General features: G+C 33.3%; 13 protein-coding genes. All 13 read right to left on the reverse strand.

All coding sequences use genetic code 11. The features are described 5' to 3' along the window. Nucleotides 1-14: 14 nt before the first annotated feature. Entirely contained in the window at nt 15-2,420 is a 2,406-nt protein-coding gene (spoIIE, locus tag HYG84_RS04190; RefSeq protein WP_212380879.1) for a stage II sporulation protein E, read from the reverse strand. A 213-nt stretch (nt 2,421-2,633) separates the two neighbouring features. After that, on the reverse strand, nt 2,634-3,548 hold the full coding sequence (locus HYG84_RS04195; RefSeq protein WP_212380880.1) for a Ppx/GppA phosphatase family protein: 915 nt from the start codon (nt 3,546-3,548) through the stop codon (nt 2,634-2,636). 67 nt (nt 3,549-3,615) lie between these two features. Further along, the gene (locus tag HYG84_RS04200; protein ID WP_212380881.1) at nt 3,616-4,041 is read right to left on the reverse strand and encodes a S1 domain-containing RNA-binding protein; all 426 of its coding nucleotides are present in this window, start codon (nt 4,039-4,041) and stop codon (nt 3,616-3,618) included. A 79-nt stretch (nt 4,042-4,120) separates the two neighbouring features. Continuing rightward, nucleotides 4,121-4,423, reverse strand: a complete 303-nt coding sequence (locus HYG84_RS04205) for an FtsB family cell division protein (RefSeq protein ID WP_212380882.1) — start codon at nt 4,421-4,423, stop codon at nt 4,121-4,123. 19 nt (nt 4,424-4,442) lie between these two features. Next, complete coding sequence (gene yabQ, locus HYG84_RS04210) at nt 4,443-4,964, reverse strand: spore cortex biosynthesis protein YabQ (protein WP_212382058.1); 522 nt, start codon at nt 4,962-4,964, stop codon at nt 4,443-4,445. Between the two features lie 151 nt (nt 4,965-5,115). Next, nucleotides 5,116-5,415, reverse strand: a complete 300-nt coding sequence (gene yabP / locus HYG84_RS04215) for a sporulation protein YabP (RefSeq protein WP_249168709.1) — start codon at nt 5,413-5,415, stop codon at nt 5,116-5,118. Nucleotides 5,416-5,474: 59 nt separating this feature from the next. Further along, a complete protein-coding gene (locus HYG84_RS04220) occupies nt 5,475-6,479 on the reverse strand; it encodes a SpoIID/LytB domain-containing protein (protein ID WP_212380883.1) in 1,005 nt (334 codons plus the stop codon). 84 nt (nt 6,480-6,563) lie between these two features. After that, complete coding sequence (locus HYG84_RS04225; RefSeq protein ID WP_212380884.1) at nt 6,564-6,806, reverse strand: RNA-binding S4 domain-containing protein; 243 nt, start codon at nt 6,804-6,806, stop codon at nt 6,564-6,566. A 226-nt stretch (nt 6,807-7,032) separates the two neighbouring features. Continuing rightward, complete coding sequence (locus tag HYG84_RS04230; RefSeq protein WP_212380885.1) at nt 7,033-7,311, reverse strand: HU family DNA-binding protein; 279 nt, start codon at nt 7,309-7,311, stop codon at nt 7,033-7,035. Between the two features lie 130 nt (nt 7,312-7,441). After that, entirely contained in the window at nt 7,442-8,512 is a 1,071-nt protein-coding gene (locus tag HYG84_RS04235; protein ID WP_212380886.1) for a MazG family protein, read from the reverse strand. Nucleotides 8,513-8,581: 69 nt separating this feature from the next. Beyond that, entirely contained in the window at nt 8,582-10,180 is a 1,599-nt protein-coding gene (locus HYG84_RS04240; RefSeq protein ID WP_212380887.1) for a putative polysaccharide biosynthesis protein, read from the reverse strand. A gap of 216 nt (nt 10,181-10,396) precedes the next feature. Further along, a complete protein-coding gene (spoVT, locus tag HYG84_RS04245) occupies nt 10,397-10,945 on the reverse strand; it encodes a stage V sporulation protein T (protein WP_212380888.1) in 549 nt (182 codons plus the stop codon). A 143-nt stretch (nt 10,946-11,088) separates the two neighbouring features. Next, nucleotides 11,089-12,057, reverse strand: a complete 969-nt coding sequence (locus tag HYG84_RS04250) for a peptidylprolyl isomerase (RefSeq protein ID WP_212380889.1) — start codon at nt 12,055-12,057, stop codon at nt 11,089-11,091. Nucleotides 12,058-12,096 lie beyond the last annotated feature (39 nt).

Raw genomic sequence — 12,096 nt, forward strand, 5'->3', positions numbered from 1 at the left:
TTTTTTATAGTTACTTAGTTAACCTCCCAAACCTTGGTTACTAGTACTGTTAAATCGTCGGTAGCTATATTTTGAGTAAACTTTAGAGCATTGTGGAGTATTCCATCTGCAATTTCTTGGGGATTTAAAGACTTAGTATTTTTTAAAAATTCTATAAGCCACTCTTCTCCCTGCTCTTGATTGGAGTCTATTATTCCATCTGAAACGGTAATTATAAGATCTCCATCTTCTAGGTTCTGCATATTACCTTCAACCTGTATATCCGTTAAAATACCTATAGGTAAAGTAGATGATGTAATTTCATCTATCCTTCCATTTTGACGCTTTATAAAACTTGGAGAACTTCCTATCTTAATAAAATCTGCCGTTCCTTTATATAGATCAATTAATGTCATATCTAAGCTGGCAAACATTTCGTCTGAGGATTTAAGCATTAACATTGAATTGATGGTTTTAATTGCAATTTCTCTATGAAAACCTGCCTCCATCATTTTTTCTAACATATCTATAGTAGCACTGGACTGTAGATGTGCCTTATCTCCTGTACCCATCCCATCACTAAGGGCTGTCATATATTGTCCATTTTTCAATTCCATAAAGGTATGGCTATCCCCTGACAGCTGGTTTCCTTCCTTAATTGCTACTGCAGATTTTGTACATGTGGCATATTTGTTGGCTTCTACTAATGTAAAGCTGCAACCTTCATTACCTTCTTGTCTACTACAGTTACGGGACTTTTTAACAAGTCTTGCTCCTACTGCTCCAGATACTACGGAAACAAACTTATCATTACAATGTTCCCGATTGTAGCATTGTTTTTTATCTACAACTATTTCTAAGTTCCCTTTCTCTCCATTAGATACCATAATGTTTTTTACGGATAAACCTGCCTTATCTAAAGCAACATAAATAGAATCTTCTAAATCTACATCGAATTGTACTTTATCGTTAACATTTATAGCCAGTTCTTCTATTACCTTAGCTACACCTCTTAGCTGCTCGCCTACCAGTTCTCTGCTTTCTATTAACCTTTGCTTCCATACCATATTTAAATAACTAAGTTCATAAAGATGGGCTATTTTCTCCATTACTGCCTTTATCCTAATGCACCGCTTTTGCATAGGCTTTGGTATATCATCGTAATGTAGCATCCCTTTTTCTTCTATATGAATTAACATATCTAACATTCCCTGATATGTAGTATTAAAGTTCTGATCCCAGCAGCTTCTTTTCATACCGCAGTTATGACATACATTGTTTGCTACTTTTTCAATTAATCTTGATAAATCTTCATTAGCAAAAAGCTCTTGTTTTTCTGATATTTTTTCGAAGGTAGTAGAAAGTTCTCCAAAGGTAGTAGCACATTCCTTTAATTTTTCGTATGTAAGTTTTCTCATTCTATCGCTATGGGTCTTACTGGAGTTTAAAATACCTGTACGAGTATTACAAAACTTCTCCATTTGAGAAATCCAAGTATAGGGCATAGCTAAAAATAATACAAAGGCTACTGCAACCTCTTTAAATTGAATAAATATTTCATAGTATCCGTTAATATAGAAGGTTAGTATTGCATTTCCCATTAAAAAGCCGAAGGCACTACCTACCTTTCCTATATCTTTAAATATGCCTGCCAAAAGACCAGAAAATCCGAATATACCGATAACAATTGGAGTACTGCCTGTGGACATACTTGTTATTAGTCCTAATGTTATACCTACGGCGGCACCTATACTTGCTCCACCATTGTATGCAAATAGAATTGTCATTAATATTCCTAAAATGTTTCTAAGGGAAAGCCCAAATATATATACTTCATTAATACCTGATAGTACTAAAGCTGTAATAATTGCAATGCAGATAATTTCTTCTGTAGAGAGTATCTTCCTATTTGTATTTTGTAGTGCCACAGGAATGGCGTAGGAAGAGATGTATACCACAACAAATATTACCAAGCTTTCGAAAGCAACTATTATCCAGTCGTATAAATAGAACCCGGTAAAGGATAAAAATAATGCTGTGGTTAGTAGATAGGCACCTGCCCCTACTAATGATGCTTTGAAAATTTTTGTTTTTCTTAAATCTAGTACATATTGAAACAGGCAATATATTACTGCCAGTGCAAATCCATATGGTATACTACTGGAAAGCCCTTGGACTGTAACTATTCCTAAAAAGGTAGTTATTCCTAAAAGTCCATATTTCCGATCTCTCTGACTAAGGGCTGTAAAAAAGGCTATACCAAAGGGTGTTAGTCCCTGTAGTATTCCTGCTCTTCCTAGTAAGAAGGCTACTAGATGTAGGAAAACAATATTTACATTAATACTGGATAAGGGCATAGTTTTTATTTTGCCTATGGGTTTTACACTTTCTAGTTCTACATAGCTTCTTTGGTACGGGAGTATTGTTGGTTTGTCTGCCATATTATTAACACCTTCCTATTTGATTTCTTATAGAAAGTGTACCAAATATGTTTTAAAACTTTTGTCAACATTAGTGGACTAGCTTTAAAAAGTTTTTGACAATTATCATAAGGTTTTTGACAAATTGCTTCAAATATGTTGTATGTAGGACATGTTATATATACTACATGTATTATTTTTAGTTTTACCTTGCTGTTTATTTGACGATACCTGTTATCTAATAGGGAAAAGTAATCCTTCTAAGTTGTCATATTCGCTAACTGTAATTTCATATATATCTAAGTTATCCATTATTACATTTAGAATAGTGACCCCTGCTACAATTATGTCTGCTCTTTTAGGATGAATACCTTTTAGTTGTTTTATTTCCTCTACTGTTAAGCTTAGTAATTTTTCTTTTAATGTGCTTATATCCTTTAATGTTAATTTGTAGTTATGTACTTTATCCATATGGTATTGGTCTAACTGTTGATGTAGCGCAGCAAGGGTTGTTATAGTACCTCCTATACCGACTATTGTATTTGGGTTATCTTTTTTAATTTCTTCTACTACTTCCTTTACTATTTTATATATTTCTACTTCCATTTCTTCGTACTCTTCTTTACTAATAGGATCTGTTGTAATACACCTTTCTGTCATACGCACTGCCCCTACATTTAGACTTATGGTTTTTTTAAGAGCATTGCCTTCTCCTAATATAGTCTCTGTACTGCCTCCACCTATATCTATTACTACTTGTTTACCTGCTTTAGACTTTAGCCCCATTGCTACTCCTTGGTATCCAAGTGCTGCTTCTTCTTCCCCACTTATTATTTCTATGCTAACTCCTGTTTTTTCGTAGGCTCTTTGTATAAATTCTTTACCATTTGTTGCATCTCTAACTGCACTAGTTGCGATTACCAATATTTTTTCTGCTCCAAAATCTTTTGCTTTCTGAGTAAAATCATAAAGGGCTTCTATATTTCTACTCATTCCTTCTTCGCTTATTAATTTATCTTTATCTACTGAGCTACCTATACGAGTTGGGTTTATATATTTTGATCTATTTATTATTTTTCCAGCTTCAACATTAGCTAATAGTAGTCTCATAGAATTAGTTCCTATATCTATAGCAGCGTATTTATTCATAAATATTCTCCTTCCTAATTTATATCTTAAATGCTAAAAAGCCAGGGGTTTCCCCTGGCTGAATTTACTAGTCTCTTAATTTTTTACCACTATAGCCGTTCCCACGTCTACCGTCTTTACCCTTTGATTTGATTGAAGACATTTTTTCTTCGCTATCCTTTAAAAACCTACTTAGTTTATCTTCAAAGGACATTACGGGTTGTTTTTCTGTAGGATTATTCCAATCCACTGTTGCAGGCTTTATGCTTTTCTTCTTTGGTAAAGCTGCCTGTTTGATAGACAAGCTAATTTTACCATTGGATTCAATGGATAATACCTTTACTCTAACTTTTTGCTGGGTCTTTAAGTAGTCGTGAATATTTTTTACATAGTCATCTGCTACTTCAGAAATATGAACCAGTCCTGTTTTTCCTTCTCCTAGATCAATAAAGGCACCGAAGTTTGTAATACCTGAAACCGTGCCATCTAATATAGCTCCTACCTGTGCCGGCATAAATATAAAATCCTCCTTCAAAATACGTGTATATTCGAAATATATTATATCATAGAGTTGTTAAAAGGTATACACCTTTTTATTTAACTGCTTTTCCTAAATCTATAAAAATCATTTCATCCTTTTTTACCATCTTTAAATGCTCCCTGGCGATCTTCTCTATATACTCATCTGTGTTGCTGTTTTCTATCTGATCATTAAGGGACTGAATATCTTTTTGTAACACTTCAAGGTTTCCTGTTAAGGCTTCTTCACGGGCATTTAAATATTTCATCTCTTTATACTGATCATAAAAGGTAGAAGTTACATAGAAGATAGCAAAAGCAAGTATTACCCTAATTATAAGTTTGCTATAGTTTCTTCTCCTTTTAGATTTTGCCATAAAGATGCCTCCTCCTATATTATTTCTTTTTAAAGTATGTTGCAAGTGTTTTTTTAGTATCCTTAATAATGCTAGCTGGCAATCTTCCAACTCTTCTTGCTTTATAGTATACTGGTTTTGCCTTTGCTTTACAATAAGAACAAGGTCCTGTTATTAGACATAGTACGACATCGAATGGATATTTAAGGACCTGATAAAGGTCATATATAAATTTTTTTGTAATTTTTAATAAAAATACTAAACTTCTTATTACTAATTTGCTTAATAAACCTTGATAAAAAATTGATCCAAGTATAAATCCTAAAAAGTTGTAAAAGCGTATCGCTCCTTGGTTACTAAATATGAGTACGTAAAATGCCACAATAGAAATAATGCACCAGAATATTAGATCCTGTATCATGGTAGCCATTTTTTTCGGTCGAAATAATCCTCTAAATATGCGATATATATCATACATAAACCCTATTAGTATACCTCCATAGATAGTAGCAAGTAATATGTAGCTCTCCTGTAATATTGAATATATAGTCAATTTTATCACCCCGAACAAGTTTATTTTACTTGATATATATATATTATGTGACTACAACTTGTCAGGTGACAACAAAATTGCCCTATTGCTTTAGTAATGTTTCGTGTCGGGTTTAAGCTTCCTAAGCAATTTAAAATAACTATCAGGATTAACCTGATAGTTATTTAAACATTTTTCCTAAAAATCCTGTTCCCTTTGCCCCAAAGCTTTCTCTATCACTATAGCCTAAGGAATACACTGTACCACTAATAGATAAATTTCCATCCTCTATGCTTAGTTTATTAACATCCAGTTCTTCTCCTTTAATAGTTAATACTCCTGCTACGGTTTCTAGTATTATCATTTCACTATTAAAGTTATTAACATGTTCTACACCTGAAACGCTAAGTTTTTCTCTGTTTTCTAATATTATACTATGGTTTCGCGTTTTATTCGCTCTTCGTTCTTCCAGGGCACTCACCTTCCCATTCTTAGTCCTTTTACTTATTATTTATGAATGGAAACGGTAAATTAGAACAACTACTCCCAAAGTTTAACTATTTGTACACCTTTAAAATAGTGCTTAATTATGTCTTCTGCCTTTTTACCATCTTTAGCCATCTTATAGGCACCCCATTGGCTCATACCTACTCCATGGCCATAGCCTGTGCCCTTCATAGTTACTTTATCTCCTTCTACTTTTATAGATTCTAGCTTAGTTGATTTCATTTTAGTACTATCTATCGCTAATCTAAATCTAGGTGCTTGTACTGTTTCATTTCCTATTTTTAATTCTGTAGCTCTACCTGAAGGTCCTTTTTTTACTATTTCTATACTATTAAAATCTCCTGGGGTTTTTCCTACTTTTTGCATAGCCTCATTTATTTGCCCCTTGGTAAATGTAGCTGTCCAGTTGGCATCCTCTGGTGGAGCTTCTGGAGAATCTGGGGATTTAACTACTTGAATATAGGGGGGTTCTGCCTCTGTATATCCTAGTCCTTCTTTAGCAGTGGCTGTCTTTCCTCCAGCATGGGCATAAAACCATGACTTAACATACTTACCATCATATAATAGCACTTGTCCCCTAGTATTTGAAACAGCTTTTATTATTCTTTCATTTATTTCTTTCGAATTCCAAGCCTGAGCTTCTTCTATATCTGTGGAAACATGAGCACCTTTATATTTAGATTCTCCCTTTTCTGTAATAAACTCCATAACGAAGGTTCTTGCTAATATAGCTTGAGCTTCTAAAGCCTCCTCTGGAAAATCATTACTCATTTCTCCAGCCAGTACTCCAACAACATAGTCTTCAAATTTCATTTCATTAATTTTTTGGCCCTCAGTAAGATATACTTTAAGTCGAGGTTCTTTTCCTTCACCTTGACTAATGGACTCAGGAATAGGAGGTTTCTTAATATTCTTTTCTTCTACTTTCTTAGGCACTATTCCCTTTTCTCCTGGCCTTTTTGCTGGTTGACATGCAACAACTGAAACTATAAGTAATAAAACAGCTAATGCCAAACTTAATCTTTTATATATTTGCATATAAATCCTCCTTAACATTTACTATATGGTTAGTATGTTGCGAGGAATCTATATATATACAAACTTACTACTTTTTAAAAAAATTTAATCGATAATAACAAACATTTCCTTAGATGAGTCCTTGGTTACATGTTCAGCAATATTAGTAATCTCTGCCTTTAAAGTTTTATCTCCGAATCTAATTTCAATGATGTCTCCTACCTCAACCTCTACACTAGGCTTAGCTACTTTACCGTTAATAGATACTCTGCCACCTTCGCAGGCCTCTTTAGCTATGGTTCTTCGTTTAATAATCCTCGAGTTTTTTAAATACTTATCTAATCTCATTTAATATTTTCTCCTTTATACGATTTTTCTATTATAAGTATTATATATATTAAGCGATAAATATACAACAGAACATGATTTTCTATAATTCTAAAATAATTTAATAATACAAAAGCAACCTCCGTAACAATAAAGTATTGTTACGAGGTTGCTTAGCACACGTTTTCTTTCACTATATGTATAATATGTAAAGTTAGCAGCGTGTATGTATTATCTTTGCTTTAACTTATTTGTTCATTTGCTCTTTAAGAGTTTTTCCTGCTTTAAATACAGGTGCTTTTGAAGCTGGGATTTCTATGATTTGCTCTGGGTTTCTTGGGTTTCTTCCTTGTCTTGGTTTTCTTTCTCTAACTTCGAATGTACCAAAACCTACTAGTTGTACTTTATCTCCAGATGCTAATGCCTCTTCTACACTTTCCATAAATGCATTTAAAGCAAGTTCTGTATCTTTCTTTGTTAATTGAGCTTTCTCTGCCATTTTAGCAACTAATTCAGCTTTATTCATTTGTAATTCCTCCTTAATTTTATAATACGTATAGTTTTATTCTATCTTAATTTTAAAATTCCTTCTTTTTTGTTGAATTACCATCATTTTTTTGAAAAAAACCTTAGATCACTACCATTTTATCTGTTTTTTATTTGTTTTTCATATGTTTTTCCTTCATCTTTTGCTCTGCCCATATTTTTGCAACATCTTCTACAGTATCTGCACTTTGTCCGCCAAAAACATGGGGGTGCCTAAAGATCAATTTTTCACATATTCCTCGAATCACATCCTCTATTTGAAATGCTCCTCTTTCCTTGGCTATTTGACTATGAAAAATTACCTGCAAAAGCACATCCCCTAGCTCTTCTTCTAAAGAACTATCGTCTTCTTCGTCTATAGCTTCTAATACTTCATTGCTTTCTTCTATTAAATAAGGCTTTAGGCTTTGATGTGTCTGCTTTATATCCCAAGGGCATCCCTCTTTACTTCTTAATCTTTCCATTATTTGTACTAAATTATTCATATTGTAATATTTTTTTTCGCAGTTTTCAACCTTTTTTATAAAAATAGTTGTCAAATAGTCTATCCAGTCTAGTCTATCCAGTTCAAAAAGGGGAATTTTTACTATTTTTTGTAAATTAGGTACTCCCGCGGCCTTTACAACATATATCTCTTGCTCGTCATCATAATGGTTCATTAACTTTAGTTTTATTTCTGATGCGATAAAAGGATCATATACTTGTGTAATTATATTATCTATATTAGGATCTGGCTTTTGCTTGTCAAGCTGAAGCCCATCTATTAATTGAAACCCATCTACAGGATCTATTTCTAATGCCATAAACATAGCATCTACAAAGCTCATAGCGGGATATACTACTCTTTCTATTCCTTCCCTTTTACAACCTTCTACAATAAGCTGTACTGTACTTTCTGCCACGTAGGGATGTCCTGGTACTGCATATAGTATATCTCCTTTTTTAGCTTCTTCTAGTACGCTACTAGCTATGTGCTCGTAAACTTCCTGAAAGTCCTCGTATTTATTATAAGCATAATCAAATGTTTTGAAGTTTATACCTTCTTGCTTTAAATATGAAACTACTGGATGCTTTTCTGTACGCAAATATATATTATTATGTTTTTTCATTGCTTCATATATAGCTATAGTTAAGTGTTCTTCTCCACCTGGACCTAATCCTACTATTGTAATTTTGCCCATGTTAACCCTCTCTTCTTTTATTACTTTTGAATACCTTTACTAAGATAGTAAATTTTTAAATTTAAAAGCCTATTTAAGCAACTTAGCTTTTCTAAGAACCTTAGCCAACTTATCTCCTTTAGGTAAAAGAGCAAAGTCCTCTTCTACAATTGTTCCCGTAATAAGAAGCATTAATCCGTAAATTGTACCACCTACAGCAATGGAAATAGCAGTAGATAGAGTGTTTCCTAGTATAGGATATATAAGGCTGTAGGCTAAATACACAACTACACCCATAATACCTACAGAAATAATAGGCTTTAAGGCAAATTGGACAAATTCAAACTTAACCTTTGTATACTTTTTAACCGCAATAAAGTTTAATATAGTTGCAACTGTGTAAGCAGTTACTGTTCCTAAAGCCGCACCTTTTACATTCAGCCAAGGAATACCTGCTAGAGTATAAGTTACAACTAGCTTTAAAAGAGCACCAATCAGAAGATTACGAACAGGGATTTCTGGCTTACCAACACCCTGCAATATGCCAGTTAATGTTTGCACCAATGATAATGATAATGTTGCAAAGGATAAAAATAATAAAACTTGTCCGGCAGAAGCAGGCTCTTTAGGGAAAAGCATAGTCATAATTGGAGTTGATAGTACAGCTAATCCTACAAAAGATGGAAGTCCAATTAGTAAAGATACACGAAATGCTGATTTTATATCACTTTGTACAGACTCAATCTCATTTTTAACCATAGATTCTGCAATAACTGGTACAATACTCATTGATAATGCCGCAGTTAACACTGGCGGAAGTTGAATTAATGTAACAGCCATACCAGTTAGCTGACCAAAAAGACTATTTGCTTGCTCATAGCTAAAGCCAATAGCTTGAAGTCTTCTTAGTACAACCATAGAGTCTATCATATTGATTAAAGGCAGCACAGCTGCTCCTGTAGTAATAGGAAGTGCAATTTTTAATAAATCTTTGGTTATTGTACCTACAGATTCTTCTTCATATTGTTCTATAGGTTGAAATTCTGAAAAGATCTTATTCTTTTGCCTAAGATATATAATGATCATAGTTATTAATCCCGCGATACCTCCAGCAGTAGCTCCAAAGGAAGCACCAGCCGCTGCATATTCAGTTCCACGACTTAATAGGAAAGTAGCTAAACCTAAACCTAGTACTACCCTTCCTATCTGCTCTATTACTTGCGAAACAGCAGTAGGAGTCATATCTTTCAGCCCTTGAAAATAGCCTCTATATGCTGCCATCAATGGTATAAATAATAGGGCTGGGGCTAGTGCAAGTACAGAATAATATGAGCTTGGGCTTTTAATAAAGTAATCAACTAAAAAGCGTGCACCTAGGCCTAAAACCAAGAAGCTTACTAGACCTAACACAGCTAAAATGCCGAAGGAAACTTGAAAAACTCTATGGCCTCCTCTTATATTCCCTTTAGCTCTTTTTTCTGAAACTAGCTTTGAGATTGCCGTTGGAAAGCCTGCTGCTGAAAATGATAATAAAAATGTATATATAGGATATGCCACCTGGTAATACCCTACACCTTCTGAACCTATAATATTTACAAGTGGTATTCTAAAAAATGCTCCTACTATTTTAACTAAAATTCCAGCCATCCCCAAAATAAATGCACCTTTTAGAAAGGTATCTTTTTTCATCCTTTTTCCTCCTAATTCCAGCTAACTATACATTTCACTAACAATAAAAAATTATCAACTATAGAAAACCTCGTCTTTAATATTGACGAGGTACACTATTTATTATACTACAGTATTTTTATACTACAACAAAAGTATTATTACAGTTTGATAAAATTATTATTATATTATAGCAAAAAAATCATCCCCTGGGAAGAACCAGGGGACTTGTCTTTATTATTCCATTTGTTTGGATAGAAAAGCAGCAGCTGTTGTAGCTATTTTCTTCTCAACTTCTCCCATAGTTACCCCTTTATCCTTAGAGCATAATATAACAGTGCCTATAGGGTCGCCATGGGTAACAATTGGTGCTATAACTTGTGCAGTATATTTTCCTTCGTCGGTCTCATCTATTGCAAAGGTTATCATTCTATCACCTTGATTAGCAACAAATGCTTCTCTTTCTTCCATAATTTTTTCCAAAGATTTACTAACTCTTTTTTCTAAGTAATCTTTTTTTGATACACCGGACACAGCAATAATTGTATCTCTATCAGTTATTATGGCATTATGTTGTAATGCTTCATGAAGGGATTCGGCATATTCTGTGGCAAATTCGCTTAACTCTCCAATTGGGGAATATTTCTTTAAAATTACTTCCCCATCCCTCCCAGTAAAAATTTCTAGAGGGTCACCTTCTCGAATTCTAAGTGTTCTTCTAATTTCCTTAGGAATAACCACTCTTCCCAAATCATCTATTCTTCTTACTATACCAGTTGCTTTCAATATAACTCCCTCCTAAGTTTAAGTAAAATATATCCTGTAGTAATACTATTATTTTACCAATAGTGGTTTTTTATTCATAAGATGAAAGTTTTTAAAAAAATATCCCCTTATTACTTTTTTTGTAATAAGGGGATTACTATTTACTATAATTTTTCTTTTTTAACTACATTTGCTTCTTTTATTGCTTCATCCATATGTTTTTCATAGTCTAATTCTTTAAGATAAGCTTTAATTTGATCTTTTGCTTCTTCAAATGTTGTACCTTCTTCTCTCTTATCTTCTACTATAATAATGTGGTATCCAAAGCTTGATTTAACTGGCTCGCTTATCTTTCCGACTTCTAATGAGAAAGCTGCTGCTTCAAATTCTGGTACCATTTCTCCCTTTTGGAAGTATCCTAATTCTCCACCATTTTCCTTTGCAGTAGGATCTGTAGAATGTTCTTTTGCAAGCTCTGCAAAGTCTTCTCCAGCCTCAAGCTTTTTAATAATATCTTTAGCTGTATTTTCATCATCTAATAAAATGTGCTTTGCTTTTACTTGCTCCGAATGGAAAATATCACTATTTTCATCGTAGAATGCTTTTGCGGCTTCATCAGCAATTTCTGTTTTTTCTAAATAAAATTGCTTATACTTATAACCTAGTAGATCTTTTCTCATTTGATCTTTTATAAATGTCTCATCAAGATTGTTTTCCTCAATAAGCTTTTTATAATCCTCATCTTCTTCCATCATTTTTAAATGATTTTCTTCATATAGTTCTTTAAGTTCTGCTTCATCTACTGTAACATTATTTTCTTCTGCCTTTGTAGCTATTACTTCTGTTAAAACAATGATATCTAACACATTAGCTTTTAATGTATCTAATAGGGTCATACCTGTACCTTCATCTGTGTTTAACATGTCGTCTGTTAAATTATATTGTGCACGAGCTATTGATAAATAATAGTCTAATAATCTATTATATTCTTCTTCAGAAACTCTTGTACTACCAACAATAGCCACTTCCCCATCACCTAGGGTTGGAGCTTTGGAACATCCAGTAACTACTATAGCCATTATAAGCAGTGCGACGACCAATACTGTAAGCTTGTTCTTCATATTAAATGTCAACCTTATCATCTCCTATCATTTTCACTATACTAACTTATA

It is taken from the genome of Alkaliphilus sp. B6464 (assembly GCF_018141165.1).
In the GTDB taxonomy this organism is placed as follows: Bacteria; Bacillota; Clostridia; order Peptostreptococcales; family Natronincolaceae; genus Alkaliphilus_B.

Excerpts from the sequence above, each read along its gene's own strand:
- spoIIE (WP_212380879.1), bottom strand. The coding sequence starts at position 2,420 with ATGGCAGACAAACCAACAATACTCCCGTACCAAAGAAGCTATGTAGAA.
- HYG84_RS04195 (WP_212380880.1), bottom strand. The coding sequence starts at position 3,548 with ATGAATAAATACGCTGCTATAGATATAGGAACTAATTCTATGAGACTA.
- HYG84_RS04200 (WP_212380881.1), bottom strand. The coding sequence starts at position 4,041 with ATGCCGGCACAGGTAGGAGCTATATTAGATGGCACGGTTTCAGGTATT.
- HYG84_RS04205 (WP_212380882.1), bottom strand. The coding sequence starts at position 4,423 with ATGGCAAAATCTAAAAGGAGAAGAAACTATAGCAAACTTATAATTAGG.
- HYG84_RS04220 (WP_212380883.1), bottom strand. The coding sequence starts at position 6,479 with ATGCAAATATATAAAAGATTAAGTTTGGCATTAGCTGTTTTATTACTT.
- HYG84_RS04225 (WP_212380884.1), bottom strand. The coding sequence starts at position 6,806 with ATGAGATTAGATAAGTATTTAAAAAACTCGAGGATTATTAAACGAAGA.
- HYG84_RS04230 (WP_212380885.1), bottom strand. The coding sequence starts at position 7,311 with ATGAATAAAGCTGAATTAGTTGCTAAAATGGCAGAGAAAGCTCAATTA.
- HYG84_RS04235 (WP_212380886.1), bottom strand. The coding sequence starts at position 8,512 with ATGGGCAAAATTACAATAGTAGGATTAGGTCCAGGTGGAGAAGAACAC.
- HYG84_RS04240 (WP_212380887.1), bottom strand. The coding sequence starts at position 10,180 with ATGAAAAAAGATACCTTTCTAAAAGGTGCATTTATTTTGGGGATGGCT.